General features: G+C 60.2%; 22 protein-coding genes and 1 pseudogene. 12 read left to right on the forward strand and 11 right to left on the reverse strand.

Features of this window, described 5'->3' with window-relative positions; genetic code table 11:
• The first annotated feature begins 2 nt into the window (after positions 1 to 2).
• From murD to lpxC, 9 genes are all read left to right on the forward strand, one after another.
• Complete coding sequence (murD, locus tag PSH88_RS05620; protein WP_305425272.1) at positions 3 to 1,349, forward strand: UDP-N-acetylmuramoyl-L-alanine--D-glutamate ligase; 1,347 nt, start codon at positions 3 to 5, stop codon at positions 1,347 to 1,349.
• Positions 1,346 to 2,563 carry a putative lipid II flippase FtsW gene (gene ftsW, locus PSH88_RS05625; RefSeq protein ID WP_305425273.1) on the forward strand — a complete coding sequence of 406 codons (1,218 nt, stop codon included), beginning with the start codon at positions 1,346 to 1,348 and terminating at the stop codon, positions 2,561 to 2,563. Before murD ends, ftsW begins: the two co-directional genes overlap by 4 nt.
• Positions 2,553 to 3,623 carry an undecaprenyldiphospho-muramoylpentapeptide beta-N-acetylglucosaminyltransferase gene (murG, locus tag PSH88_RS05630; protein ID WP_305425274.1) on the forward strand — a complete coding sequence of 357 codons (1,071 nt, stop codon included), beginning with the start codon at positions 2,553 to 2,555 and terminating at the stop codon, positions 3,621 to 3,623. Before ftsW ends, murG begins: the two co-directional genes overlap by 11 nt.
• Positions 3,616 to 5,076, forward strand: coding sequence for a UDP-N-acetylmuramate--L-alanine ligase (gene murC / locus PSH88_RS05635; protein ID WP_008005018.1), 1,461 nt, complete (start codon positions 3,616 to 3,618; stop codon positions 5,074 to 5,076). The genes murG and murC overlap by 8 nt, the downstream gene beginning before the upstream one ends.
• Positions 5,073 to 6,053 carry a D-alanine--D-alanine ligase gene (locus tag PSH88_RS05640; protein ID WP_305425275.1) on the forward strand — a complete coding sequence of 327 codons (981 nt, stop codon included), beginning with the start codon at positions 5,073 to 5,075 and terminating at the stop codon, positions 6,051 to 6,053. The genes murC and PSH88_RS05640 overlap by 4 nt, the downstream gene beginning before the upstream one ends.
• A 4-nt stretch (positions 6,054 to 6,057) precedes the next feature.
• Positions 6,058 to 6,924 (forward strand): cell division protein FtsQ/DivIB, encoded by an 867-nt coding sequence (locus PSH88_RS05645; protein WP_305425276.1) that lies wholly within the window; start codon positions 6,058 to 6,060, stop codon positions 6,922 to 6,924.
• Between the two features lie 14 nt (positions 6,925 to 6,938).
• A complete protein-coding gene (ftsA, locus tag PSH88_RS05650; protein ID WP_105347872.1) occupies positions 6,939 to 8,198 on the forward strand; it encodes a cell division protein FtsA in 1,260 nt (419 codons plus the stop codon).
• A 67-nt stretch (positions 8,199 to 8,265) separates the two neighbouring features.
• Entirely contained in the window at positions 8,266 to 9,459 is a 1,194-nt protein-coding gene (ftsZ, locus tag PSH88_RS05655) for a cell division protein FtsZ (protein WP_007904318.1), read from the forward strand.
• Between the two features lie 112 nt (positions 9,460 to 9,571).
• Complete coding sequence (lpxC, locus tag PSH88_RS05660; RefSeq protein WP_007939852.1) at positions 9,572 to 10,483, forward strand: UDP-3-O-acyl-N-acetylglucosamine deacetylase; 912 nt, start codon at positions 9,572 to 9,574, stop codon at positions 10,481 to 10,483.
• Between the two features lie 207 nt (positions 10,484 to 10,690).
• On the opposite strand, the gene PSH88_RS05665 is transcribed toward lpxC, so the two are convergent.
• The 4 genes and pseudogenes from PSH88_RS05665 to PSH88_RS05680 form a co-directional block, all read right to left on the reverse strand.
• Entirely contained in the window at positions 10,691 to 12,184 is a 1,494-nt protein-coding gene (locus tag PSH88_RS05665; protein WP_305425277.1) for a sensor domain-containing diguanylate cyclase, read from the reverse strand.
• A 198-nt stretch (positions 12,185 to 12,382) separates the two neighbouring features.
• Positions 12,383 to 12,504: pseudogene (locus PSH88_RS05670) on the reverse strand (response regulator); the annotation flags it as partial.
• Between the two features lie 9 nt (positions 12,505 to 12,513).
• On the reverse strand, positions 12,514 to 15,606 hold the full coding sequence (locus PSH88_RS05675; protein WP_305425278.1) for a multidrug efflux RND transporter permease subunit: 3,093 nt from the start codon (positions 15,604 to 15,606) through the stop codon (positions 12,514 to 12,516).
• Positions 15,603 to 16,763 (reverse strand): efflux RND transporter periplasmic adaptor subunit, encoded by a 1,161-nt coding sequence (locus PSH88_RS05680; protein ID WP_305425280.1) that lies wholly within the window; start codon positions 16,761 to 16,763, stop codon positions 15,603 to 15,605. Before PSH88_RS05680 ends, PSH88_RS05675 begins: the two co-directional genes overlap by 4 nt.
• Positions 16,764 to 17,249: 486 nt before the next feature.
• Between PSH88_RS05680 and PSH88_RS05685 the strand changes: the two genes are divergently transcribed.
• The gene (locus PSH88_RS05685; protein WP_007905458.1) at positions 17,250 to 17,507 is read left to right on the forward strand and encodes a hypothetical protein; all 258 of its coding nucleotides are present in this window, start codon (positions 17,250 to 17,252) and stop codon (positions 17,505 to 17,507) included.
• A gap of 159 nt (positions 17,508 to 17,666) precedes the next feature.
• On the opposite strand, the gene PSH88_RS05690 is transcribed toward PSH88_RS05685, so the two are convergent.
• From PSH88_RS05690 to norR, 5 genes are all read right to left on the reverse strand, one after another.
• Entirely contained in the window at positions 17,667 to 18,413 is a 747-nt protein-coding gene (locus tag PSH88_RS05690) for a YkgJ family cysteine cluster protein (protein WP_305425281.1), read from the reverse strand.
• Positions 18,414 to 18,496: 83 nt separating this feature from the next.
• Complete coding sequence (locus PSH88_RS05695; RefSeq protein ID WP_305425283.1) at positions 18,497 to 18,823, reverse strand: hypothetical protein; 327 nt, start codon at positions 18,821 to 18,823, stop codon at positions 18,497 to 18,499.
• Between the two features lie 84 nt (positions 18,824 to 18,907).
• On the reverse strand, positions 18,908 to 19,366 hold the full coding sequence (locus tag PSH88_RS05700) for a GNAT family N-acetyltransferase (RefSeq protein ID WP_305425284.1): 459 nt from the start codon (positions 19,364 to 19,366) through the stop codon (positions 18,908 to 18,910).
• Positions 19,367 to 19,393: 27 nt separating this feature from the next.
• Positions 19,394 to 20,296, reverse strand: a complete 903-nt coding sequence (locus PSH88_RS05705; protein WP_007905472.1) for a chemotaxis protein CheV — start codon at positions 20,294 to 20,296, stop codon at positions 19,394 to 19,396.
• Positions 20,297 to 20,437: 141 nt separating this feature from the next.
• Entirely contained in the window at positions 20,438 to 21,991 is a 1,554-nt protein-coding gene (norR, locus tag PSH88_RS05710) for a nitric oxide reductase transcriptional regulator NorR (RefSeq protein ID WP_305425285.1), read from the reverse strand.
• Positions 21,992 to 22,139: 148 nt separating this feature from the next.
• Here norR and hmpA point away from each other — a divergent pair, with 148 nt between their 5' ends.
• Together hmpA and PSH88_RS05720 are read left to right on the forward strand one after the other, a co-directional pair.
• Positions 22,140 to 23,321 (forward strand): NO-inducible flavohemoprotein, encoded by a 1,182-nt coding sequence (gene hmpA / locus PSH88_RS05715; protein WP_305425286.1) that lies wholly within the window; start codon positions 22,140 to 22,142, stop codon positions 23,319 to 23,321.
• 233 nt (positions 23,322 to 23,554) lie between these two features.
• Positions 23,555 to 24,331, forward strand: coding sequence for an ABC transporter substrate-binding protein (locus PSH88_RS05720; protein ID WP_305425287.1), 777 nt, complete (start codon positions 23,555 to 23,557; stop codon positions 24,329 to 24,331).
• Positions 24,332 to 24,552: 221 nt separating this feature from the next.
• Here PSH88_RS05720 and PSH88_RS05725 read toward each other — a convergent pair whose 3' ends face one another.
• Both PSH88_RS05725 and PSH88_RS05730 read right to left on the reverse strand, forming a co-directional pair.
• Entirely contained in the window at positions 24,553 to 25,194 is a 642-nt protein-coding gene (locus PSH88_RS05725; RefSeq protein ID WP_305425288.1) for a helix-turn-helix transcriptional regulator, read from the reverse strand.
• Positions 25,195 to 25,294: 100 nt separating this feature from the next.
• On the reverse strand, positions 25,295 to 26,422 hold the full coding sequence (locus tag PSH88_RS05730) for an NAD(P)/FAD-dependent oxidoreductase (protein WP_305425289.1): 1,128 nt from the start codon (positions 26,420 to 26,422) through the stop codon (positions 25,295 to 25,297).
• Between the last annotated feature and the right edge of the window lie 59 nt (positions 26,423 to 26,481).

The raw sequence follows: 26,481 nt of genomic DNA on the forward strand, positions 1-26,481 counted from the left end.
GAGTGTCTCTGATCGCTTCTGACCACTTCCGCATCGTTGTCGGCCTCGGCAAGAGCGGCATGTCCCTGGTTCGCTTCCTGGCGAACCGGGGCGTGTCGTTTGCTGTCGCCGATACGCGGGAAAATCCACCGGAACTGGCCACGCTCAAGCGTGACTATCCGCACGTGGAAGTGCGTTGTGGCGAGCTGGACGTCGAATTCCTGTGCCGTGCCGACGAGCTCTACGTGAGCCCGGGCCTGGCGCTGGCGACCCCGGCCCTGCAGGCTGCCGCCGCCCGTGGCGTGAAGTTGTCCGGCGATATCGAGCTGTTCGCGCGTAACGCGAAGGCGCCGATTGTCGCCATCAGCGGTTCCAACGCAAAAAGCACCGTCACCACCCTGGTCGGCGAGATGGCGGCTGCGGCCGGCAAGCGTGTTGCCGTCGGCGGCAACCTCGGCACGCCGGCGCTGGATTTGCTCGGCGATGACGTCGAGTTGTACGTGATGGAACTGTCGAGCTTCCAGCTCGAAACCACCGATCAACTCAACGCCGAAGTGGCGACCGTACTCAACATCAGTGAAGACCACATGGACCGCTACAGCGGTCTGCCGGCTTATCACTTGGCCAAGCACCGGATCTTCCGCGGCGCCAGGCAGTTTGTGGTTAATCGTCAGGACGCCTTGAGTCGTCCGCTGATGGGTGAAGGTCAGCCTTGCTGGACCTTCGGTTTGAGCAAACCCGATTTCAAGGCCTTTGGTATCCGGGAAGAGGATGGCGAGAAATACCTGGCCTTCGAATTCCAGAACCTGATGCCGGTGCGCGAGCTGAAGATTCGTGGCGCGCATAACCAGTCCAACGCCTTGGCGGCCTTGGCGCTGGGCCACGCCGTGGGGCTGCCGTTCGAGGCGATGCTTTCAAGCCTGCGCACCTTCGCCGGCCTCGAGCATCGCTGCCAATGGGTGCGCGACCTGAACGGCGTGAGCTACTACAACGATTCCAAAGCCACCAACGTCGGCGCCGCACTGGCCGCCATCGAAGGCCTTGGCGCGGACATCGACGGCAAGATCGTGCTGATTGCCGGTGGCGACGGCAAGGGTGCTGAATTCAAGGATTTGCGCGGTCCGGTGGCGGCCAACTGCCGCGCCGTTATTTTGATGGGCCGTGATTCCGACAAGATCGGTGAGGCCATCGGCGATGCCGTACCACTGATTCGCGTGGGTTCGCTGGTTGAAGCCGTCGCGCAATGCCGCGCCATCGCCGAGCCGGGCGACGCGGTGCTGCTGTCCCCAGCCTGCGCCAGTTTCGACATGTTCAAGAACTACGAAGATCGCGGTCACCAGTTTGTCCGCGCCGTGGAGGACTTGGCATGAGCCTCCTGAATATCATCAAGCCGTATCCGTCGCCGATCATCACCGGGCGCGGCATCGACCTCGATTTCCCGATGCTCGCCGGCTGCCTGGCGCTGCTGGGCCTTGGGCTGGTCATGATTGCATCGGCATCGACCGAAGTGGCGGCGGTGCAGTCGGGCAGTGCCCTGTATTACATGATTCGCCACCTGATCTACGTGGTGCTGGGCCTTGGTGCCTGCATCGTCACCATGATGATTCCGATCGCTACCTGGCAACGCCTGGGCTGGCTGATGCTGATTGGTGCGTTCGGGTTGCTGGTGATGGTGATCATCCCCGGGATCGGCCGTGAAGTGAACGGTTCGATGCGCTGGATCGGCTTCAGTTTCTTCAACGTCCAGCCTTCCGAGATTGCCAAGGTATTCGTGGTGATCTACCTCGCCGGTTATCTGGTGCGTCGCCAGAAAGAAGTGCGTGAAAGCTGGATGGGCTTCTTCAAGCCGTTCATCGTTCTGCTGCCGATGGCGGGTCTGTTGCTGATGGAACCGGACTTCGGTGCCACCGTCGTGATGATGGGGGCTGCTGCGGCGATGCTGTTCCTCGGCGGGGTCGGGCTGTTCCGTTTTTCCTTGATGGTTGTCCTGGCTGTCGGTGCGGTGGTGTTGTTGATTCAAATGCAGCCGTATCGAATGGCGCGACTGACCAACTTCGCGGACCCGTGGGCCGACCAGTTCGGTGCTGGCTATCAGTTGTCTCAAGCCTTGATCGCTTTCGGTCGCGGCGAATGGCTGGGCGTTGGCCTGGGCAACAGCGTGCAGAAACAGTTCTACCTGCCGGAAGCCCACACGGACTTCGTGTTCTCGGTCCTGGCCGAAGAACTGGGGGCCGTAGGTTCTTTGTGCACGGTGGCGCTGTTCGTCTTTGTCTGTATTCGGGGCATGTACATCGGTTATTGGGCCGAGAAGGCCAAGCAATTTTTCGCCGCCTATATCGCGTACGGCCTGTCGTTCCTGTGGATTGGTCAGTTTCTGATCAACATTGGCGTGAACGTCGGCCTGCTGCCAACCAAAGGTCTGACTTTGCCATTCCTCAGTTATGGCGGCAGTTCGTTGGTGATCTGCTGTGCCTGTCTTGGCTTGTTGCTACGCATCGAGTGGGAGAGTCGAACCCACTTGGGCAGCGAAGAGATGGAGTTCCATGAGAGCGACTTCGCCGAGGAGCCGACCCATGGGCGCTAACGTATTGATCATGGCCGGCGGCACCGGGGGGCACGTGTTCCCGGCACTGGCCTGCGCTCGAGAGTTCCAGGCCCGTGGTTACACCGTGCATTGGTTGGGCACGCCGCGCGGGATCGAAAACGATCTGGTGCCGGCGGCGGGTATTGAATTGCATCGGATCCACGCCAGCGGTTTGCGCGGCAAGGGCAAATTGTCTCTGCTCAAGGCGCCGATCATGTTGCTCAAGTCGATCTGGCAGGCGCGGGCGATCATTCGCCAGCTGCGGCCGGTCTGCGTGGTCGGCTTCGGTGGTTTTGTGACCGGCCCCGGCGGCGTTGCAGCCAAATTGGCCGGCGTGCCGGTGATCGTTCATGAGCAGAACGCCGTGGCCGGTACCGCCAATCGGTTGCTGGTGCCGTTGGCCGCCCGAGTCTGTGAAGCGTTCCCCGACACCTTTACCCTGTCGAACAGCCGTCGCACCACCGGTAACCCGGTGCGCACCGAGCTGTTCCTCGAAACACCGCGACCTGCCCTGGCCGGTCGCAAGGCGCGTTTGCTGATCCTGGGCGGAAGCCTGGGCGCAGAGCCGTTGAACAAGTTGCTGCCTGAAGCCCTGTCGCAAGTCGCCCCCGACCTGCGCCCGGACGTGTTTCATCAGGCTGGCAAAAACCACGATGAAGTGACTGCAGAGCGCTATCGCGCGGCTGGCGTCGAGGCGCAAGTGCAGCCTTTCATCAAAGACATGGCCCAAGCCTATGGCTGGGCCGACCTGGTGGTGTGCCGCGCAGGCGCGCTGACCATCAGTGAACTGGCGGCTGCCGGTCTGCCCTCGATGCTGGTGCCTTTGCCCCACGCGATCGACGATCACCAGACCCGCAACGCCGATTATTTGGCCCGTGAAGGCGCTGCCTTCCTGATGCCGCAAAGAACGACTGGCGCAGCGGATCTTGCCGCTCGCCTGACAGAGGTCTTGATGCAACCGCAACGACTCAACGACATGGCCAGCGCGGCACGCCGCCTGGCCAAACCCGATGCCACTCGTAACGTGGTCGATACCTGCCTGGAGGTGGCCCATGGTTGAGAACAAGAAAGCCATGCCGCACCCGGAAATGCGCCGCATCCGTCGCATCCACTTCGTCGGTATCGGCGGCGTGGGCATGTGCGGCATCGCCGAAGTGTTGCTGAACCTGGGCTATGAAGTGTCCGGTTCCGACCTGAAAGCATCGCCGGTGACCGAGCGCCTGGAATCCTTCGGTGCCCACATCTATATCGGCCACCGCGCCGAGAACGCCGCGAACGCCGATGTGCTGGTCACCTCCAGCGCTGTGAACACTTCCAACCCGGAAGTCGCCACCGCTCTGGAGCGCCGTATTCCGGTGGTGCCGCGTGCCGAGATGCTGGCCGAACTGATGCGCTACCGCCACGGCATCGCCGTCGCCGGTACCCACGGCAAAACCACCACCACCAGCCTGATCGCTTCGGTGTTCGCGGCCGGTGGCCTGGACCCGACATTCGTGATCGGTGGTCGTTTGAATGCCGCGGGCACCAATGCCCAGCTCGGCACCAGCCGTTACCTGATCGCCGAAGCCGACGAAAGCGATGCCAGCTTCCTGCACTTGCAGCCGCTGGTGGCCGTGGTCACCAACATCGACGCCGACCACATGGCGACCTACGACGGCGACTTCAACAAACTGAAGAAAACCTTCGTCGAGTTCCTGCACAACCTGCCGTTCTACGGTTTGGCGGTGGTGTGCCTGGACGATCCGGTGGTGCGTGAAATCCTCCCGCAGGTGAAACGTCCGACGGTCACTTATGGCTTTGGCGACGATGCCGACGTGCGTGCCATCAATGTGCGTCAGCAGGGCATGCAGACTTTCTTTACCGTGCTGCGCCCTGATCGCGAGCCGCTGGATGTGTCGGTGAACATGCCGGGCAACCACAACGTGCTGAACGCGCTGGCGACCATTTGCATCGCCACCGATGAAGGCGTCAGCGATGAAGCCATCGTCCAGGGCCTGTCCGGGTTCCAGGGTGTCGGTCGTCGCTTCCAGGTGTACGGCGAACTGCCGGTTGAAGGCGGCAACGTAATGCTGGTGGACGACTACGGTCACCACCCGACCGAGGTCGCGGCTGTGATCAAAGCCGTGCGCGGTGGCTGGCCGGAGCGCCGTCTGGTGATGGTTTACCAGCCGCACCGTTACAGCCGCACCCGCGACCTGTACGACGATTTCGTCAATGTACTGGCCGACGCCAACGTGCTGCTGCTGATGGAAGTCTACCCGGCCGGTGAAGAGCCGATTCCGGGCGCTGACAGCCGCAAGCTGTGCAACAGCATTCGCCAGCGCGGTCAGCTCGACCCGATCTACATCGAGCGCGGCATCGACCTCGCACCGATCGTCAAGCCGCTGCTGCGTGCCGGCGACATTCTGTTGTGCCAGGGCGCCGGTGATATCGGCGGTCTCGCACCGAAACTATTGAACAGTCCGTTGTTCGCTGGCGCGGTTGCCGCGCCAAGCGTGGGGAAGTTGAAATGACTGCTGCTTACGCCAACCTCGTCTCCACTATCGCGCCGAAAGACTTCGGCCGTGTCGCCGTGCTGTTCGGCGGCAAGAGTGCCGAGCGTGAGGTCTCCCTGAAGTCGGGTAACGCAGTGCTCGAGGCACTGCAAAGCGCCGGCGTGGACGCGTTCGGTATCGATGTGGGCGACGACTTGCTGCAGCGTCTGCTGAACGAAAAAATCGATCGCGCCTTCATCATCCTCCACGGTCGTGGCGGTGAAGACGGCAGCATGCAAGGCCTGCTCGAATGCGCAGGGATTCCGTACACCGGTAGCGGCATTCTTGCCTCGGCACTGGCCATGGACAAACTGCGCACCAAGCAGGTCTGGCACAGCCTCGGTATTCCGACGCCACGCCATGCGGTACTGAGCTCTGAGGCCGATTGTATTTCGGCGGCCACGGAACTGGGCTTCCCTTTGATCGTCAAACCGGCCCATGAAGGCTCCAGTATCGGGATGGCCAAAGTGACTTCCGCGCCCGAGTTGATCGAGGCGTGGAAAGCGGCCAGTACCTACGATTCGCAAGTGTTGGTCGAGCAATGGATTCAAGGTCCGGAGTTCACCATCGCCACCCTGCGTGACCAGGTGTTGCCTCCAATCGCCCTGGGCACAACCCACAGTTTCTACGACTACGACGCCAAGTACGTGGCTTCCGATACCCAGTACCGGATTCCGTGTGGCCTGGACAGCAATAAAGAAAAAGAACTCATGGACCTCACGGCCAAAGCCTGTGAGGCGCTGGGTATCGCCGGTTGGGGCAGGGCAGACGTGATGCAGGACGCCGACGGGCAGTTCTGGTTCCTGGAAGTCAATACCGCGCCGGGCATGACCGATCACAGTCTGGTTCCGATGGCGGCCCGTGCCGCTGGCCTGGATTTCCAGCAACTGGTTCTGGCGATTCTGGCCGCAAGCGTTGCTGGTAATGCTGCCAGCAACAAAGAGCCGCGAGGTTAAGACCATGCAAGGCGCACAGCTGAGACATCAGCCCTCCGCACCCGGCCGCAAGCCGGTGCCGCGGGGTGCCAGCCGAATGGTGGCCAAAGAGCCGATGTCCGCGCGCCTGCCGAAAGCCAACTTTGGTTTTCTGAAAAGCCTGTTCTGGCCCGTGCTGTTGGTTGCACTGGGGTTCGGCACTTATGAAGGCGCACAGCGTTTGCTGCCGTACGCCGACCGGCCGATCACCAAGATCGCGGTGCAGGGCGACTTGAGTTACATCAGCCAGCAAGCGGTGCAGCAGCGGATCGCCCCCTACGTGGCGTCGAGCTTCTTCACCATCGACCTGGCGGGTATGCGCACCGAGCTTGAACAGATGCCATGGATTGCCCACGCCGAAGTGCGCAGGGTATGGCCGGATCAAGTAGTGATTCGCCTGGAAGAACAGCTGCCGGTGGCCCGTTGGGGCGATGAGTCGCTGTTGAACAATCAGGGGCAGGCGTTCACCCCGCGTGAGCTGGCGAACTACGAACATTTGCCACAGCTGTTCGGCCCGCAGCGGGCCCAGCAGCAAGTGATGCAGCAATACCAGGTGCTGAGCCAGATGCTCAGGCCATTGGGTTTCTCGATTGCACGCCTGGAGTTGCGTGAACGAGGCAGTTGGTTCCTGACCACCGGCGCCGGCAGCGCGGGCCCTGGAATCGAACTGCTGCTGGGACGCGGCAAGCTGGTGGAACGGATGCGCCGCTTCATTGCCATCTATGACAAGACGCTCAAAGAACAGATTACGAACATTGCGCGCATCGATCTGCGCTACGCCAACGGCCTCGCTGTTGGCTGGCGGGAACCTGTAGCGCCCACGACAGCCCAACCCGCTGTCGCGAAGAATTAAGAAGAGGCAGGACCATGGCAAACGTGCAAAGCGGCAAAATGATCGTCGGTCTCGATATCGGCACCTCCAAGGTGGTGGCGCTGGTAGGCGAGGTCTCGGACGACGGCACGCTCGAAATCGTCGGGATCGGTACTCACCCGTCCCGCGGCCTGAAAAAAGGCGTAGTGGTGAACATCGAGTCCACCGTCCAGTCGATCCAGCGCGCTATTGAAGAAGCGCAGCTGATGGCCGGTTGCCGGATCCATTCGGCGTTTGTCGGCGTGGCCGGCAATCACATCCGCAGCCTGAACTCCCACGGCATCGTGGCGATTCGTGATCGCGAAGTCAGTTCCGCCGACCTTGAGCGCGTTCTCGACGCTGCCCAGGCCGTGGCGATCCCGGCTGACCAGCGCGTGCTGCACACCCTGCCGCAGGATTACGTGATCGATAACCAGGAAGGCGTTCGCGAGCCGCTGGGTATGTCCGGCGTGCGTCTGGAAGCCAAGGTTCACGTGGTCACCTGCGCCGTCAACGCCGCACAGAACATTGAAAAATGCGTGCGCCGCTGCGGTCTGGAAATCGACGACATCATTCTCGAGCAGTTGGCCTCGGCCTACTCGGTCCTGACCGACGACGAGAAAGAGCTGGGCGTGTGCCTGGTGGACATCGGCGGCGGCACCACCGACATCGCGATCTTCACCGAAGGCGCGATCCGTCACACCGCAGTGATCCCGATTGCGGGCGATCAGGTGACCAACGACATCGCCATGGCGCTGCGCACCCCGACCCAGTACGCCGAAGAAATCAAGATTCGCTACGCCTGCGCCCTGGCCAAACTGGCCGGTGCCGGTGAAACCATCAAGGTGCCGAGCGTCGGCGACCGTCCACCGCGCGAACTGTCCCGCCAGGCCCTGGCCGAAGTGGTCGAGCCGCGTTACGACGAGCTGTTCACGCTGATCCAGGCCGAACTGCGTCGCAGTGGCTACGAAGACCTGATTCCGGCCGGCATCGTGCTGACTGGCGGTACCTCGAAGATGGAAGGCGCGGTGGAACTGGCCGAAGAGATCTTCCACATGCCGGTTCGCCTGGGCGTGCCCCATGGCGTCAAGGGCCTGGACGACGTAGTCCGCAACCCGATTTATTCCACCGGCGTTGGCCTGTTGATGTACGGCCTGCAGAAACAGTCCGACGGGATTTCGTTCTCGGGCATCGGCAGCCGCGACAGCTACAGCAACGACGAACCGAAAGCCGCTCTGCTCGATCGCATCAAGAGCTGGGTGCAAGGCAATTTTTAAAGCTTTACCGCAACACCGCTTCAAACAGCAGTAGGCGAAAAAACTAGAGAATGTAAGGAGAGGGAAAATGTTCGAACTCGTAGACAACATCCCCGCAAGCCCGGTAATTAAAGTTATCGGTGTTGGCGGTGGCGGCGGCAACGCTGTCAATCACATGGTCAAGAGCAACATTGAAGGCGTTGAATTCATCTGCGCCAACACTGATGCCCAAGCGCTGAAAAGCATCGGCGCGCGGACCATCCTGCAACTGGGCACCGGCGTGACCAAAGGCCTGGGCGCTGGCGCCAACCCTGAAGTAGGTCGTCAGGCCGCTCTCGAAGACCGTGAGCGCATTGCCGAAGTCCTGCAGGGCACCAATATGGTGTTCATCACCACCGGCATGGGCGGTGGTACCGGTACCGGTGCTGCGCCAATCATTGCTGAAGTGGCCAAGGAAATGGGGATCCTCACCGTTGCGGTGGTGACCCGTCCGTTCCCGTTCGAAGGTCGCAAGCGTATGCAGATCGCCGACGAAGGTATTCGTCTGCTGTCTGAAAGCGTCGACTCGTTGATCACCATTCCCAACGAGAAGCTGCTGACCATCCTCGGTAAAGACGCAAGCCTGCTGTCGGCTTTCGCCAAGGCCGACGATGTACTGGCCGGTGCCGTTCGCGGTATCTCCGACATCATCAAGCGTCCGGGCATGATCAACGTCGACTTTGCCGACGTGCGTACCGTGATGAGTGAAATGGGCATGGCGATGATGGGCACTGGCTGCGCCAGCGGTCCGAACCGTGCACGCGAGGCCACCGAAGCGGCCATTCGCAACCCGCTGCTCGAAGACGTGAACCTGCAAGGTGCACGCGGCATCCTGGTGAACATCACCGCCGGTCCTGACCTGTCCCTGGGTGAGTACTCCGACGTGGGTAGCATCATCGAAGCCTTCGCTTCCGAGCACGCAATGGTCAAGGTCGGTACCGTTATCGATCCGGACATGCGCGACGAGCTGCACGTGACTGTTGTTGCTACCGGTTTGGGCGCTAAAATCGAGAAGCCTGTGAAGGTCATCGACAATACCGTCCACACGTCGATGGCTTCCCAGCCACAACAACAAGCCCCTGTTCGTCAGGAACAGCCTGCGGTGAACTACCGTGACCTGGACCGTCCGACCGTCATGCGCAATCAGGCTCAGGCCGGTGCTGCGACTGCCGCGAAGATGAACCCGCAAGATGATCTGGACTACCTGGACATCCCGGCTTTCCTGCGTCGTCAGGCCGATTGATGAAATGTATCAGGGGTATTAGGGTGATTGGTGTTCAGCAAAGGTCTGGTCTGCTATCATCGCCAGCCTTTGTTGATACCAGTTCGCAATTTGCGCTGAAGCGGCCCATGCCATGATAAAACAACGCACCCTGAAGAATATTATCCGTGCCACAGGTGTCGGCCTGCACTCCGGGGAGAAGGTCTACCTGACCCTCAAGCCAGCGCCCGTCGACACCGGCATTGTGTTTTGTCGTGCTGACCTCGACCCTGTGGTGCAGATTCCTGCCCGCGCGGAAAACGTTGGCGAAACCACTATGTCGACCACGCTTGTTAACGGTGACGTCAAAGTGGACACGGTGGAGCACCTGCTCTCGGCCATGGCTGGCCTGGGCATCGATAACGCCTACGTCGAGCTCTCCGCGTCCGAAGTCCCGATCATGGATGGTAGCGCTGGACCCTTCGTATTCCTGATTCAATCGGCCGGCCTGGAAGAGCAGGACGCCGCCAAGAAGTTCATCCGGATCCTGCGGGAAGTGACAGTGGAAGACGGCGACAAGCGCGCCACTTTCGTCCCTTTCGAAGGTTTCAAAGTGAGCTTCGAGATCGATTTCGATCACCCGGTTTTCCGTGACCGCACACAAAGTGCAAGCGTGGATTTTTCCAGCACTTCGTTCGTAAAAGAAGTCAGCCGCGCCCGTACCTTTGGTTTCATGAGTGACATCGAGTACCTGCGCAAGCACAACCTCGCACTCGGCGGCAGCGTTGAAAACGCTATTGTGGTCGACGCGGATGGTGTACTGAACGAAGACGGCCTTCGCTATGAAGATGAATTCGTGAAGCACAAGATCCTCGATGCAATTGGTGACCTCTACCTGCTGGGCAATAGCCTGATTGGTGAGTTCAAGGGCTTCAAGTCCGGACATGCATTGAACAACCAGCTGCTGCGCAAGTTGATTGAGCAGACAGATGCTTGGGAAGTCGTGACTTTCGAAGACGCCAGCACTGCACCGATCTCTTACATGCGTCCTGTTGCGGCCGTGTAAGCAAAAAACCTCTCTAGTTTTTAAAGGCTACCTTCGGGTGGCCTTTTTTTATGACTGCGGGAAAGTACTGGGGTGCCTGTTCTGGCCCCATCGCGGGCAAGCCCGGCTCCCACAGGTTGTGCGGTTGACGCGGAGTCGGGTACGACGCATGACCTGTGGGAGCCGGGCTTGCCCGCGATGGGGCCGGCCGTCACAACGGAAATTTCACTACGTAGCGACCACCCGATTCCGCCCGTTTTCCTTGGCCTGATACAGCGCCTTGTCCGCCGCAAACAGCAACTGCTCCAGGCTGATATCGGACGCCGTCGTCCATGTGCTGATACCGATACTGACAGTAATCGGCGACGCATCACCCCCCACCAACGGCAACTGCTCCACCGCTGTACGGACGTTGTTGGCAATCTGTTGCGCGCCGGCGCTGTCGGTTTCAGCCAGGATCACCGAAAACTCCTCGCCACCGTAACGGGCGACCAGGTCCGCTGGCCGTCGAACATGGGTACTGATTACCTTGGCCACCAAGCGCAAGGCATCATCGCCACCCTGATGGCCATGGCGATCGTTGAACGCCTTGAAGTGATCGATATCGATCATCAGTAGCGACAACGGCTGAGCGGAACGTTGGGCACGAAACCATTCATGATGTAGCGCCTGATCCAGGCTTCGGCGGTTGGCCAAGCCGGTCAAGGGGTCGGTGGCGGCCAGTTGTGACAGTTCCTGCTCTGCACTGTGGCGCCGACGCAGTTCCCGGCAAAGCAACCCGGTCAGCCACAGCAGACTTGCGCACAGGGCAATGGTTGCCGAGCTGACCACCACCGCAGTACGTTTCCAGGCCGCAAAGACCTCATCACTGGACAGCGCAACAATGACGATCAACGGCAGGTTTCCGACCTTGGAGAACGTGTACAGGCGCTTATCCTTGTGGCGGCTGGACAGGCCGGTGAAGCTGCCGTTGCCTTCCTTGACGATGCGTTGGAAATTGGGGCGGCTACTGAAATCCTTGCCGATCAGCTCTTCGGCCAAGCGGGGTTGCTGGGCTAGCAGAATCCCGTCTTTGCTGATCAGATTGACCGTACTGTCGCGACCGATGCTCAAACTGTTGAACAACTGATCGAAGTAACTCAAACGCATGGCGGCTTCGGCCACGCCCAGGAACTCATCCTGGGGGCCGTTCACCCGGCGGCTGAAACTGATACGCCAATCCTGTTCCGGCGACCTGCCTCTGAAGGGGGGGCTGATGAACATGCCCGGGTCCGGGTTGTTGACGTGAGACTGGAAGTATTCGCGGTCGGCGAAGTTGCCCTGCCTGGGCTCCACCGAGGCCGAGTCGGCGATCACGTCGCCCTTGTTGTCGAGCAACAAAATATTGCCTTTATACGGCGCGGCAGTGGCGCGATCGAAATAGGCCAGATGGCGAATGGCTGGAGAAACGCTCTTGAGGTCTTCACGCTGGGAGGCAGCGATCAAACCCAGCAGGGACACATCATAAAGTTCGACATTGCGCAGTACGTCGGCGTCGATCAATTGCACGATATTGTTGGCGGCACGAGCGGCGGACAATTCGGCATTGGCGCGTTCACGGATCAGCAGGAATGCGACGATGCTCAGTATCGCAATCACCAACAACACACTACTGAGAACCAAAAGCCGCTCCGACCGTGTCGAACGGATCGGATCACGGGATTTCGCACTGTTCACACTCATGGTTCTGACTTCTGCAAATAAGGCATTATGAAAGTGCTTTTACAAGAATCGGGCAGAGTCCCAGAAACCGTCGCGCCTATATAAATCCCGGACAAAGAAAAGGCCAGCAAAACATGCTGGCCTTTTGCTAATTGAAGCTTAGAAGACATTCAGAGGGTAGTCGACAATTACCCGGAAACGGTTTGCCGAGGTAATCGTCAGCGCCAGGTGCAGGCCTTCGACACCATCGCGGGCCACGTCCACGGTGTAGCCCTGTTCCGTCAAACCACGGTGCAGATAGTCCGCGTTTTTTCCTCGTCTTCGATAATCAGAACGCGCATGACCCCGCCTCAGTCTGTGGTCGCCAGCACCGGCTGCTGTGCTGGTGTGGGTCTATGGAAAAGCCGCTCGAGCCACAAGTATATGACCGGCGTGGTGAACAGCGTCAGCGCCTGGCTCACCAGCAAACCGCCGACCACCGCGATGCCCAATGGCTGGCGCAGTTCGGCGCCGGTGCCGTAGCCGAGCATCAACGGCAGGGCGCCGAGCAGGGCCGCGAGGGTGGTCATGATGATCGGCCGGAACCGCGTCATACACGCCTCATAGATCGCCTCTTCCGGCGGCAGGCCACGTTTGCGCTGGGCATCCAGCGCGAAGTCGATCATCAGAATGCCGTTCTTCTTGACGATACCGATCAGCAGCACCAGCCCGATCAGCGCCATGATCGAAAAGTCCTGGCCGCAGATCCACAGCATGATCACCGCCCCGAGCCCCGCCGAAGGCAGGGTCGAGATGATCGTCAGCGGGTGCACGAAGCTTTCGTACAGCACGCCAAGAATGATGTACACCGCCACCAGCGCCGCCAGAATCAGCCACGGCTGGCTGGCCAGCGAACTCTGGAATGCCTGGGCCGCGCCCTGGAAATTACCGCTGATGGCCGCCGGCATGCCGATGTCGGTCTTGGCCTGATTAAGCATGATCACCGCATCGCCCAACGCGACACCGGGTGCCAGGTTGAACGACAGGTTGGCCGCCGGGAACATCCCGTCGTGAGCGATGGACAACGGGCCGATGGTCGGCGCATCGAATTTCGCCAGGGCCGACAGCGGCACCATTTCCCCGCTCAACGGCGAACGCAGGTAGAAATAGTTGAGGCTTTCGGCCTTGCCGCGCTGTTTGGTGTCCAGTTCCAGAATCACGTTGTACTGGTTGGTCTGGGTCTGGAACTCGTTGATCTGCCGCTGGCCGAAGGCGTCATACAGCGCTTCGTCGACATCGCTGGCGGTCAGGCCGAAGCGCGCCGCCGCGCTGCGGTCGATGCTGATGTGGGTGATGCTGCCGCCCAGTTGCAGGTCGTTGGAAATGTCGCGGAACGCCGGGTTGCTGCGCAGTTTTTCCGTCAGGTGCTGGGTCCAGGTGCTCAGGAGGGCACCGTCGTTGCTCTTGAGTACGTATTGGTACTGGGCGCGGCTCGGACCGGAGCTGAGGTTGATGTCTTGCCCGGCGCGCAGATACAGCACGATGCCCGGGATTTTCATCAATTGCGGGCGAATCCGGTCGATGAACTGGCTGGCAGACACATCACGGTCACCACGTTTTTTCAGCGAAATCCAGAAGCGTCCGTTGGCGATGGTCTGGTTGCTGCCCGCAACGCCGACCGAGTGGGAGAACGTCTCGACGGCGGGGTCGGCGGCGACGATTTCGGCCATCGCCAGGTGTTTTTTCACCATGTCGCCGTAGGAAATGTCCGCCGCTGCTTCGGTCGTGCCGAGGACGAAACCGGTGTCTTGTATCGGGAAGAAACCCTTCGGAATGAAAATGTACCCGGCAATGGCCAGACCGAGGGACAGGCCGAACACACCGATCGTCAGTTTCTGATGGGCGAGGGCGCGGCGCAGGCCTTTCTCATACAACGCCAGCAAGCGTTCGCCAAAACCCGATTGGCTGTGTTCCGGCGCACGCATGAACAGCGCGGCCAACGTCGGTGCCAGGGTCAGGGACACCACCACCGAAATCATGATGGTCGAAGTGGCGGTCAGGGCGAATTCCTTGAACAGCCGCCCGACCACGCCGCCCATGAACAGCAGCGGAATGAACGCCGCCACCAGTGAGAAACTGATGGAGACCACGGTAAAACCGATCTCGCCGGCACCCTTGATCGCCGCCTCGCGCCTGCCGTCACCGGCCTCCAGGTGACGGTGAATGTTTTCCACCACCACAATCGCATCGTCGACCACAAACCCGACGGACACCACGATCGCTACCAGCGTCAGGTTATTCAGGCTGAAGCCCATGATGTACATCAGGGCAAAACTGGCGATCAGCGACACACCGAGCACCGCCGCCACGATCAGGGTCGACGACAACTGCCGCAGGAACAGCGCCATTACCGCCACCACGAGCAGGATCGCGATCAGCAGGGTGACTTCCACTTCATGCAATGAAGCGCGGATGGTCTGCGTGCGGTCGATCAACACCTTGACCTGCACCGAGGCCGGCAGCATGGCCTCCAGCGACGGCAGGGCCGCTTGAATACGGTCGACCGTTTCGACGATGTTGGCCCCCGGTTGCCGGAAAATCACCAGGTTCACCCCCGGCTGACCATCAGCCCAGGCCTGGATGTAGGCATCTTCCGAACCATTGACAACTTTGGCCACGTCCTTGAGATGAACCGGTGCGCCGTCCTTGTAGGAAACAATCAACTGACCGTATTCCTCGGGGTGGAACAATTGGTCGTTGGTGGACAAGGTCGAAATGCTCGACTCGCCATATAACGCACCCTTGGCCAGGTTGAGGCTGGTCTGCTGGATCGCCAGGCGAATGTCGGCCAGGGTCAGGCCAATGGCGGCGAGTTTGTCCGCCGAGGCCTGCACGCGGATCGCCGGACGTTGCTGACCGGTGATGTTGATATTGCCTACGCCATCGATCTGGCTGATCTGACGGGCGAGTAGCGTTTCTACCAGGTCACTGACTTCGGTGCCGGGCATTTGCGGCGAGTTGATGCTGAGGATCAGCACCGGGCTGTCGGCCGGGTTGACCTTCCTCCAGTTCGGCAGGTTCGGCATGTCTTTGGGCAGTTTGCCGGCGGCGGTGTTGATCGCGGCCTGGACTTCCTGCGCGGCGGTATCGATGCTTTTGTCGAGGGTGAATTGCAGGGTCAGGATGGTCGAGCCCAGGGCGCTGCTCGAGGTCATCTGGGTCATCCCGGGAATGGCGCTGAATTGCACTTCAAGCGGCGTGGCCACCGACGAGGCCATGGTCTCCGGGTTGGCGCCGGGCAGTTGCGCAGCCACCTGGATGGTCGGGAATTCTGCTTCCGGCAGCGGCGCAATCGACAGTCGTGGAAAGGCGATGACCCCCAGCAGCACCAAGGCAAAGGTCAGCAGGACCGTTGCCACCGGATGATCGATGCACCACGCAGAAATCGAGCCATGGCCCTTCATGGTTTCGGCTCCGATTGCACGACTTGCGGTGGGTCGGTCACTACCTGCACGGTCGAGCCAGGTTTGAGCCGCGACTGGCCGTCGCTGACCAGCACATCGCCCGGTTTCACGCCTTTGATGATGTCCTGCCCGCTGCTTTGATAAACCACCTGCACCTGAACGGCTTCGACCTTGTCGCCGTTGACCCGGTAGACGAAATGTTGATCGAGGCCACGTTGTACGACGGTGGGCGGCACCACCAGCGCATTTTTATCCAGCGCTGTCTGAATCTTTACCGTTACCAGCAGGCCCGGCCAGAGTTTCTGTGCAGGGTTGGCGAATTCAGCCTTGGCGCGGATGGTCCCGGTGTTGGCGTTGATCTGGTTGTCGATCAGGGTCAGGTGGCCTTCGCCCAGCAGGTTGCCGGTTTCGCCGTCGGTGTCGGCACCGATGTAAGCCTTGACCGGCGTGTGCTGTGGATCGTTGATCAGGCTTTGCAGGGTCGGCAGCATGTGCTGCGGCAGGGAAAACTCCACGGCGATCGGGTCGATCTGGGTTACGGTGAACAGGCCTTGGGTGTCGGTCATGCGCAGGAAGTTGCCTTCATCCACTGTGCGAATACCGACGCGACCGGTGACCGGGGAGCGAATCTGTGTGTAGGAAAGCTGCACCAGAGCGGCGTCGATCGATGCCTGATTGCCTTGGGCGGTGGCTTTGAGTTGGTTGACCAGCGCTTGTTGCTGGTCGTAGGTCTGCTTGGACACGCCGTCGTCGACGCTCAGCAGTTTGTAGCGTTTGAGGTTGACCTGCGCCACTTGCAGTTGCGCCTGACTTTCGCCCAGTTGCGCCCGGGCCTGGTCAAGGCTGGCGCGGATCGAGCGATCGTCGATGGTAGCCAGCAGATCACCTTTGTTCACCAGTTGGCCTTCCTTGACCAGCAGTTTGGTGAGGATGCCGTCGATCTGCGGGCGCACGACCACGCTGTGCAACGACAGCACCGAGCCGATGCCGCTGATGTAGCGGGGCACGTCTTTTTCAGCGACGCTGACCACTCGCACGGGGATGGCGGTGGAGGTGGCCGGTTTGGTCGTGGCGGGTTTGGCGGCGTACCACACGCCCAGCACTGCCAGGGTGATCAGAAGGGCGGCGAGCAGGGCGGTTTTTTTCTGAATTCGCATGCGAATGGGGCGCCGGGCAAAGTGGTCGGAGTTTTGTCAGGTTTATACCTTCCTTTATAAACCTGTTAGCCCGTCAGGAGAGTGACTGGTAACTGACGGCGCTGTCAGTTTGGACCTCTTTGGGCTGATGCTGATTCCCGTGATCAAAAGCGGCAGGCGAGCTAATGAGTGGTGAGGGACGGGTGCACACCGCTCCACTAATGTGGGAGCGGGCTTGCCCGCGATAACGGTGGCACATCCAACATCCCTGAGCCTGACACACCGCTATCGCGGGCAAGCCCGCTCCCACAGGGTTCATCGTCGTTCGCAGATTCGGTGTACGACACAATGCACCTGCAGGAGCGAGGATTGCCCGCGAAAGCGGTTGGTCAGTCAACACAAAACCCAACTGACCAACTGCAGCTTGCGACTCCCGAGACAGGTATACTGCCGCCTTTCGCGGCTCGCCTACCGGGCCGGACTCTTTGAGCATCACCCGGAGCTTTCATGACTTCCCCGACACAACCGCCGGTTGCCGACGCTTTGAGCGACGACCAGGCAGACCTGCCAGACAGCGTCGACTCCAGCGCAGACAGCGAAACCAAAGCGGCGATTCCAGCGTTCAAGTTTCCGTTCAAGCCGGGTGAATTGGCTGCGGCGAAGAATGCCAGCCAGCCTTGGTACAAGAACGGCGCCAAGAATGGTCACACCAAGACCCCGGGGGCAGCGCCTCCTGGCACTCGTCGTTCGATGGGTAAGCGCTGAGTTTTTACCTCTGCGGTGCCTGATCTGCCATCTTCGCGAGCAAGCCCGCTTCCACAGTGGTTCATCGTCGTTCACAGATTCGGTGTACGACACAAATCAACTAATGTGGGAGCGAGCTTGCTCGCGAAGGGGCCCGCACAGACACCACATACCTCTGGCTCAGGCCCGCAACGAAATAAACGCATAGTTCAGCGGCACTTCAGTCGCCACCTGCGCCCCGGCCGCCAGCACTTGCCCGGCAATATCATCGCCTGACACGTGAAACAACCAGTCACCGCCCGACTCCATCTGCGATTGCGCTGAAACCTGATCGATGACCGTGGAAAACGCGTTCATATCCGGCAGATAAGCGGTAAAGCCATCGCCCTTCAACGCTGTCGTCCGAATCCCCAATAACGCGCAAATCGCATCCTTGGCCTGAATCTCATCGCGATCCGCCTGACGGGAGCGCTGGATCAATCCCACCAGTTCCTGATCCACCAGTTCACCACCGATGATCAAATCCGGCCCTTTTTCCCACGACTCGGGTGGGCATTCCTTTACCGTCGGGTTGAGTGGGATGTGCGGATTGATTTCCATCGGATAGATGCGGCACACCAGCGGTCGGCGTTCGTAGATGCGGCAGAGGTTGTCTTCGTCAAGATTCCGGCAGGGACCGACGTTGTAGGCGGCAAAGGTGATCGCCACGTGCACCTCGCAGGCACCACTTAGAACCGCCACCGAACGGCGTTCGGCGTGTTCGCGTTGCTGCGCGGGCAGGCCCAGGCCATTGGCGAGGAAGGCCTCCACCAGCACGATCACCTGACCGCCATCGGCCGCCCACATCCGGGCCTCTGCCAGTGTCAGGGGCACATGATGGTCGTTGCAGCATTTGCCACAACCTACGCAGGAAAACGTTGTATTCATTGAACGGCCAGTCACCTGTGGGGGCATGAAATGGCGACAAAAAGCCACCGCAAAGGCCTGTGCCGAAGCAAGTTATGCGCCATTCACTGCGCTTTTGCTGTGGGGCGGATGGAGTCCCATTCGGTCACGTAGGCGGTTTTGCTTTTCTTGTTGTAGAGGCACAGCTCGGTGCCTTGCTGGCCTTTCATGTGTTTTTGCGGGTACTGGCCTTGCAGCAGGAGCGCGGTATAACCCACCCGGTCATCGAACTGCGCGGCATTGCCGACGGGTTTGACGTTCTTCAGGCCGCTGGCGTTGGTGCAACTGGCGAGCACGGCTTTATCGAAGGCGGCCCAGGCGTCGGGGCTGGAGGCGTGGGTTTGGGTGGCGAGGGTGGTGAGGCAGAGGACGGTCAGGGTGATGGCTTTCATGGTTTAGGCATCCTTGGCGGGTAGTGGCCGAGGTCGGAGTATGCCTGATGGTTTTGGATTGGTTATGCGGGCCTCTTCGCGGTGTCAGGTTGGAACCGGTTCCCGGCGGACCACATACATCCCGGCACTTTCATACAAGCGCTGGGCCCGAAGGTTGTTTTCCAGCACCTTCAAATCCACAAAGCCTTCGCGGCGTTGCTGAAACACGTTGAACGCATTTAGCAGCAGCGCACGGCCAAGTCCGAGGCCTTGAGCGCGCGGGTGCACCACCAGGCTCTTGATATAAGCGCTGGTCCAGCACTGGGCGACGCCGACAATACCTTCGGCATCCAGGGCAATAAAGCACAGGGTCGGATCATATTCGGGATCGGTTTCAAAACGTTGCTGCCAGACTTCCAGCGTCGGTACGCGACCACTACCTTCCCGATAGCCCAGCTCCATCAAGTGATGAACATCTTCGGCCAGTTCGGGACGGTACTCGGTCAACTCAATGCCATTTGGCCAAGTGAAAGGCGGCACATCCTCAGCCAGGTTGCGCCGCATCAGAAAACAAAAGTCCTCGGCCAAAACTCAGTGACCTTGTTCGGCGACGGCCCTGGCCGCCGCGATCAGGCATTTGGTCAATTCCGGTGAGGAGAATTTGGTCAGCACCGCGTTGGCCCCGGCCAGTCGAGCCTTCTCGCTGTTCATCGCGCTGTCCAGCGAGGTGTGCAGCAACACATAGAGGTGCGAAAAGTCGGGGGTTTCACGCAATGTGCGGGTGAGGGCATAGCCGTCCATTTCCGACATTTCGATGTCCGAGACGATCAGGTTGATTTGCTGGGCGGTGCCTTGCAGGTCCAACAGGCAGTCGATGGCTTCTTTGGCGCTGCGAGCGGTGTGGCATTGCAGGCCGAGGTTGCGCAGGGTGTGCACCGATTGTTGCAGGGCGACCTGGCTATCATCGACCACCAGAATCCGCGCGTTGCCGAGTACTTCGGCGTCTTCCATGCTCAGTTCGGTCGGGGCCGTTTCGATCTGCGCCGGAGCGATGCCGTGGATGACCTTTTCGATGTCCAGCACTTGCACCAGCGTGCCGTCGACCGAGGTCACGCCGGTGATGTACGAGCGCACGCCGCCGGAGCCGAAGGGCGGTGGACGGATGTCGGTGGTCAGGCAATGGACGATCTTGCTCACCGCCTGAACGTGCAAACCCTGCTTGGAGCGGCTGACGTCGGTGACGATCAGGCAGCCGCCGTTCGGGTCTTCCAGCGGTCGCTCGCCGATGGCGCGGCTCAGGTCGATCACCGACAACGACGCGCCGCGCAGGGTGGCGATGCCTTTGACGTGGGGGTGCGACTCCGGCAGCTTGGTCAGCGGCGGGCAAGGGATGATTTCGCTGACTTTCAGCAGGTTGATCGCCATCAGCTTGCCGCTGCGCAAGGTAAACAGCAGAAGCGAAAGTGAATCTGCGCGGGCTTTGTTGGAAGACATAAAAACCTTCTGTGGAAAAAGGTGATGGGCGATTGTGAAGATCGCCAACAGCTATCGATGCCGGGTTATCGACTTGTCGGGGGCAGGCTTTAGGGGAAATGCCCATTGCCAGCCAAACGGTACGACATTATCCAGGTGAGACTATTTCATACCCAACCGCTTGGCCATCCGCCCCAGGTTCGCCCGATCCAGCCCCAGCTCCCGCGCCGCGCTGGCCCAGTTGTTCTGGTGCCGTTCCAGGCAAACGCTGATCAGTTGGCGCTGATAATGCTCGGTGGCCTCACGCAAATCCCCTGAAGCCAATGCAGCCGCTGGCGCAGTAACCACGGGTTCTGGCGTGTGTTCAATCCTGCCATTGCGCAAGTCCAGATCCGCCGCGCTCAAGCTCAGGATTTTCGGGCGCTCCTTGCAGTTACCCAGCGCCTTCAACGCACTACGACCAATCAAATGCTCCAGCTCCCGCACGTTCCCCGGCCAGTCATACGCCAATAGTGCCGCTTGCGCATCGCTGGTCAGGCGCAGGCTGTTGAGGCCCATGCGTGAGCGGTTTTGTTCCAGGAAATAGCCGCTGAGCAGCAGCACATCCCGGCCGCGATCGCGCAGTGCGGGCACCAGCAGGGGGTAAACGCTCAGGCGATGATAGAAGTCGGCACGGTAGCGACCGCTGCGCACTTCTTCAGCCAGGTCGCGGTTGGTTGCTGCGATCAATCGCACGTCGACCTGATGCTCCTTGTCCGAGCCCAGGCGCTGCAATTGCCCGCTCTGCAACACTCTCAGCAATTTGGCCTGCACGGTCAGCGACAACTCGCCCACTTCATCGAGAAACAACGTGCCGCCATTGGCCAGTTCGAACTTGCCGCGCCGATCATTCGTCGCGCCGGTGAACGCACCGCGCACATGGCCGAACAATTCGCTCTCCACCAGCGTGTCCGGCAGGGCGGCGCAATTGAGGCTGATGATTGGTTTGTCGGCTCGTGGGGACGCCGCGTGGATAGCCTGGGCCACCAGCTCTTTGCCGACTCCGGTTTCGCCGGTGATCAGCACCGTCAGGTCGCTGCCGCCCACCAGGCTGATCTCTTCCATTAAGCGTTTGTGAGCCTTGCTCTGGCCGATCATTTCGCGGTTCTGTTGGCCGCTGGCCTGACGGTAAACCTCGGCGCGTTGATGTTCGTCTTCGACGCGATTGGCCAGCCGTTCGATGCGTTCTGCGGCGTTGACCGTGGCGGCGGCGAGGCTGGCGAAGGCTTGCAAGGCGTCCAGTTCGATCGGTTCGAAACGTTCAGGGTCGAGCGCGTCGAGGGTCAGCAAACCCCACGGGCGCTCGTCGATAAACAGCGGGCAGCCCATGCAATCATGGACTTCCAGGTGATCGTGCAGACCATCGACCAGGCCATCATAAGGATCGGGCAACTCGCTGTCGGCAGCGAAGCGAGTCGGGCCGGGACTGCTGAGCAGCGCTTCGAAGCGCGGATGTTCACTGATCTTGAAACGTCGACCGAGGGTGTCGGTGCTCAACCCATCCACGGCCAGCGGCACCAGCCACTCACCGTCGAGTCGCAGCAGGGCCGCGGCGTCGCAAGGGAGCAGGGCGCGCATGGCTTCGAGCAGGCGTCGGTAGCGCTCGCCTTCGGGCAATTCGCGGGACAGGTCGGAGACCAGGGGTAGGAGGGTCGTGAGCAATAATTTTGCAGTCATAATGACTCCATGTAGTCGGTGTGACTATAAAGCCTCGTATGTCGATATGACTACTTTGTTTTTAACTAATTGATTTATAACGTTTTAATTGTTGGCATGGAAACTGATAGGTAAAGGGTATTCACATAAAGCTCAGGAGTCGCCCTTTATGCTTAGCGTTCAAGACCGTGCCATCGTCAAGTCCACCGTGCCGTTGCTGGAAAGCGGCGGCGAAGCGTTGATCACTCATTTCTACCGCATGATGCTCTCCGAATACCCGGAGGTCCGCCCGCTATTCAACCAGGCTCACCAGGCCAGCGGCGATCAGCCTCGCGCCTTGGCCAACGGTGTATTGATGTATGCGCGGCACATCGACCAGCTCGATCAATTGGGCGACCTGGTAGCCAAGATCATCAACAAGCACGTGGCCCTGCAAATCCTCCCGGAACATTACCCGATCGTCGGTAGCTGCCTGTTGCGAGCAATTTCCGAAGTGCTGGGCGAAGAGATCGCCACGCCCGAAGTGATGAGTGCCTGGGGCGCGGCCTACGGTCAATTGGCCGAGATCCTGATCGGCGCCGAAGCCAGCATCTACGACCAGAAAGCACAGGCGCCGGGCGGCTGGCGTGGTGCGCGGGAGTTCATCGTGGCGGCCAAGGTCGAGGAGAGCGCGGAAATCATCTCGTTTTACTTCGAACCGGCGGACAAGGGCCCGATTCTCGCGGCAGAGCCTGGCCAGTACATCGGCATGAAACTGATCCTCGATGGCGAAGAAATTCGACGTAACTATTCGCTGTCGGCGCTGGCCAACAAGGGCCAGTACCGCATCAGCGTCAAGCGCGAAACCGGTGGCCGCGCTTCCAACCATTTACACGATCAACTGCACGTCGGCGCGAGCATCCTGCTGTTCCCGCCAGCGGGCGATTTCACCCTGACCGCCAGCGACAAACCGCTGGTGCTGATCAGTGGCGGCGTCGGCATCACCCCGACGCTGGCGATGCTCGAAGCGGCGTTGGCGACCGAGCGGCCAGTGCACTTTATCCACTGCGCGCGCAACGGCAGCGTGCATGCTTTCCGTGACTGGATCGATGGCCTGGCCGAGCGTCATCCGCAGCTCAAGCGTTTTTACTGCTACGCCGAAGACGATGGTGTCAGCCCGGCGGCGGACAAGGTTGGCCTGTTGAGCCAGGCGCAACTTGGCGAGTGGTTGCCGGAACAGCGTGACGTGGATGCGTACTTCCTGGGACCTAAGGGCTTCATGGCGGCGATCAAACGTCACCTCAAGGCCTTGGGTGTGCCAGAGAAGCAGAGCCGTTACGAGTTCTTCGGGCCGGCTGCCGCACTGGAATAACTGTCTGGGCGGTTCCCGAGGGCCGGGTCGGTGTTTCGCTTGTTTGCGAAGCACCGACCCGGCCTTTTTTGCATTTGGCTAGCACCCGACCAGAGGCCGGGTATGAGGCTGCCTACCTGATTGACGGAAAATACATAAAAGTCCAGTATGGAATTCTAAGTACAAAAAAGGTTTTCCCCCGTTTCAGCTTCTTCTGTCTTGCCAAACCAACAACAACCCGCGAGAGAACGAATATGAAGAAATTCCCCCTCATCACCGGTCTGGCCATGAGCCTGTTGGCGTGCAGTAGCCTGTTCGCCGCCGAGAAAAACCTGCGCATCGGCATCGAAGCGGCTTATCCGCCGTTCGCGTCCAAAACCCAGGAAGGCAAGATAGTCGGTTTCGACTACGAGATCGGCAATGCCCTGTGCGCGCAGATGAAGGTCACGTGTGAGTGGGTCGAAGGCGAGTTCGACGGTCTGATTCCTTCCCTGAAGGTGAAGAAAATCGACATGGCGCTGTCGTCCATGACCATTAACGAAGACCGTAAGAAATCGGTGGATTTCACTCACAAGTATTACTTCACCTCATCGCGTCTGGTGATGAAGGACGGTGCAGTGGTGGATGATCAGTACGCCAGCCTCAAGGGCAAGAATGTCGGCGTGCAGCGTGCAACCACCACCGACCGTTATGCCACCGAGGTTTTCGAGCCCAAGGGCATCAACGTGAAGCGCTACGGCAACAACGAAGAAATCTACATGGATCTGGCAGCCGGTCGCCTCGATGCGATTTTTGCCGACACCATCCCGTTGAGTGATTTCCTGGCGATGCCGCGTGGCGCCGGTTACGCTTTTGTCGGGCCGGAACTCAAGGATCCGAAATACGTGGGCGAGGGCGCCGGGATTGCTGTGCGCAAGGGCAACACGCAGTTGGTGGCGGATCTGAACAAGGCGATCGACGAGATTCGCGCCAATGGCGAGTATCAGAAGATTTCGCAGAAGTATTTCAAGTCTGACATCTACGGCGACTGATTAATCGCCATCGCGGGCAAGCCCGCTCCCACAGGTTCTGCGGTGTACTCATGTTTTGTGCACGACACGGACACTGTGGGAGAGGGCTTGCCCGCGATGCGGCCGGAACAGTCACTACAAATCTCCCACAGGTTCTGCGGTGTACTCATGTTTTGTGTACGAAACGGACCCTGTGGGAGAGGGCTTGCCCGCGATGCGGCCGGAACAGTCACTACAAATTTTTAGCCCTTCAATTCCTTCAAATGCTTGTACACCGTCGCCCGCCCCATGTTCAGCACATTGGCCACATAGTTGGAGGCGCTTTTACCTTTGAAGGCGCCTTCGGCGTGCAGCGCCAGCACCAGTTCGCGTTTGTGGTCGCGGGTCAGCACATTCAGGCTCAGTTGACGCTCGCGCAGCCAGGCGTGCAGAAAGGTGTTGATCCGTTCCTGCCAGTCATCGCGAAACAGTGAGTCCGGTTGCGGGATCAGCTTGGTCGGCGACAGGAACAAATCCAGCGCCGCTTTCGCGTTTTCGAACAACGAGATATTCAGGTTGATGCACAGCACCGCCAGCGGACGACCCTTGCTGTCGCGCAGTACGCTGCTGAGACTGCGAATCTTCTGGCCGTCCCAATTGAGCTTTTCATACGGCCCGATGTTTCGTTCGCTGACGTCTTCGCTGAGCATGTCTTCCAGCGACGAGTCATCGCCGATTTCCCGTTTGGACAGGTTGTTGGCGATGTAATCGACCTTTTGCGTGCGCAGGTCGTGCAGCACCACCTCGGCGTGAGGGAAGAACAACGTGGCGATCGCATCGGCAATCGCGCGGAAGTTGTCCATGGACGTAGCGTCCAGGGCCGAGTCTTTTTCAGGTGCGTTCATACAGTGGAACTCCAGGCAGCGTCAGCGCCCCGTTAAAAAAGGGGCACTGGAAGTTTGCCGCAATCGTGTGGACACGTCACCTGAGGGGGCAGGATCAGGATCAGCCCAGGCGGGCGGGGGAGAGCATCTCGGCGTCCAGGCCGAAACGGGTGAGCTGTTCGGGCAAGGCTTCACCGCGTACCAGGGCGGCGCTGGCCTGGCCCATGGCTGGCGACGTCTGGATGCCGTAGCCGCCTTGCGCCGCGACCCAGAACAGCCCCGGTACCTGCTGATCGAAGCCGGACAGCAAGTCCCCGTCGCGCACGAAACTGCGCAGGCCTGCCCAGGTGCGGGTCGGGCGGCGGATGGTCAGGGTGGTGGCTTCTTCTATCTGGTAAATGCCCATGGCGATGTCCAGCTCTTCGGGCTGCACGTCGTGGGGTTCTACCGGGTCGGCGTTGGCCGGTGAGCCGAGGAACATGCCGGCGTCGGGCTTCATATAGAAGGATTCGTCGAGGCTGACCAGCATTGGCCAGTCATGGATATCCAAGCCCTCGGGGCCGGCAAAGATAAAGGCTGCCCGGCGCTTGGGTTGCAAACCCAGCGGCTTGGCGCCGGCCAGCTCGCCAATCTTGTCGGCCCAGGCACCGGCGGCGTTGATGATGATTGGAGCGCTGAAGGTCTGAGTGTTGGTTTGCACTTGCCACTGCCCTTCGGCATCACGGGTCAGGTTCAGCACTTCGCTGTCGGTATGAACTTCACCTTTATTGCGCCGGATACCGCGCAGATAGCCCTGATGCAGAGCGTCGGTGTCGATGTCGCTGGCGGTCGGGTCGTAGATCGCGCCATGGACTTTTTCCCGACGCAGGATCGGCAGGCGCGCACACGCTTCGTCGGCGCTCAGCCGCTGCATTTGCGGCACCGTGGCTTTGGCGCTCAGGTATTGATTGCTCAGCTCGGCCGGATCGCCGGTGAAGTCGACAGTCATCTCGCCACGTGGGGTCAGCAGCGGGTGTTCGCAGAAACCGGGCGGCGGTGCGTCGAAGAAGTCGCGGCTGGCCTGGGTCAATGCCCGAACCTGCGGCGTGCCATAGGCGGCGGTGAACAGCGCCGCCGAGCGTCCGGTAGAGTGATAGGCCGGATGGGATTCGCGCTCGAGCACAATCACCCGCCCGTGCTGCGACAGCCAGAAACCGGTGGAAGCGCCGGCAATCCCGCCGCCGATGATGATGAAATCTGCCTGGCTCATGAACGTCTCCTGTGGGGCGCAAATGCCATGGTTATAGATAAACCCTGTGGGAGTCGGGC

Source organism: Pseudomonas wuhanensis (genome assembly GCF_030687395.1).
Lineage (GTDB): Bacteria > Pseudomonadota > Gammaproteobacteria > Pseudomonadales > Pseudomonadaceae > Aquipseudomonas > Aquipseudomonas wuhanensis.

Coding starts and splice junctions, on each gene's coding strand:
- ftsW (WP_305425273.1), top strand. CDS start 1,346: ATGAGCCTCCTGAATATCATCAAGCCGTATCCGTCGCCGATCATCACC.
- PSH88_RS05725 (WP_305425288.1), bottom strand. CDS start 25,194: ATGAACGCACCTGAAAAAGACTCGGCCCTGGACGCTACGTCCATGGAC.
- PSH88_RS05645 (WP_305425276.1), top strand. CDS start 6,058: ATGCAAGGCGCACAGCTGAGACATCAGCCCTCCGCACCCGGCCGCAAG.
- PSH88_RS05675 (WP_305425278.1), bottom strand. CDS start 15,606: ATGAAGGGCCATGGCTCGATTTCTGCGTGGTGCATCGATCATCCGGTG.
- PSH88_RS05705 (WP_007905472.1), bottom strand. CDS start 20,296: ATGTCTTCCAACAAAGCCCGCGCAGATTCACTTTCGCTTCTGCTGTTT.
- PSH88_RS05700 (WP_305425284.1), bottom strand. CDS start 19,366: ATGCGGCGCAACCTGGCTGAGGATGTGCCGCCTTTCACTTGGCCAAAT.
- lpxC (WP_007939852.1), top strand. CDS start 9,572: ATGATAAAACAACGCACCCTGAAGAATATTATCCGTGCCACAGGTGTC.
- PSH88_RS05640 (WP_305425275.1), top strand. CDS start 5,073: ATGACTGCTGCTTACGCCAACCTCGTCTCCACTATCGCGCCGAAAGAC.
- ftsA (WP_105347872.1), top strand. CDS start 6,939: ATGGCAAACGTGCAAAGCGGCAAAATGATCGTCGGTCTCGATATCGGC.
- norR (WP_305425285.1), bottom strand. CDS start 21,991: ATGACTGCAAAATTATTGCTCACGACCCTCCTACCCCTGGTCTCCGAC.
- PSH88_RS05690 (WP_305425281.1), bottom strand. CDS start 18,413: ATGAATACAACGTTTTCCTGCGTAGGTTGTGGCAAATGCTGCAACGAC.
- hmpA (WP_305425286.1), top strand. CDS start 22,140: ATGCTTAGCGTTCAAGACCGTGCCATCGTCAAGTCCACCGTGCCGTTG.
- PSH88_RS05680 (WP_305425280.1), bottom strand. CDS start 16,763: ATGCGAATTCAGAAAAAAACCGCCCTGCTCGCCGCCCTTCTGATCACC.
- PSH88_RS05685 (WP_007905458.1), top strand. CDS start 17,250: ATGACTTCCCCGACACAACCGCCGGTTGCCGACGCTTTGAGCGACGAC.
- ftsZ (WP_007904318.1), top strand. CDS start 8,266: ATGTTCGAACTCGTAGACAACATCCCCGCAAGCCCGGTAATTAAAGTT.
- murG (WP_305425274.1), top strand. CDS start 2,553: ATGGGCGCTAACGTATTGATCATGGCCGGCGGCACCGGGGGGCACGTG.
- PSH88_RS05695 (WP_305425283.1), bottom strand. CDS start 18,823: ATGAAAGCCATCACCCTGACCGTCCTCTGCCTCACCACCCTCGCCACC.
- PSH88_RS05730 (WP_305425289.1), bottom strand. CDS start 26,422: ATGAGCCAGGCAGATTTCATCATCATCGGCGGCGGGATTGCCGGCGCT.
- murC (WP_008005018.1), top strand. CDS start 3,616: ATGGTTGAGAACAAGAAAGCCATGCCGCACCCGGAAATGCGCCGCATC.
- PSH88_RS05665 (WP_305425277.1), bottom strand. CDS start 12,184: ATGAGTGTGAACAGTGCGAAATCCCGTGATCCGATCCGTTCGACACGG.
- PSH88_RS05720 (WP_305425287.1), top strand. CDS start 23,555: ATGAAGAAATTCCCCCTCATCACCGGTCTGGCCATGAGCCTGTTGGCG.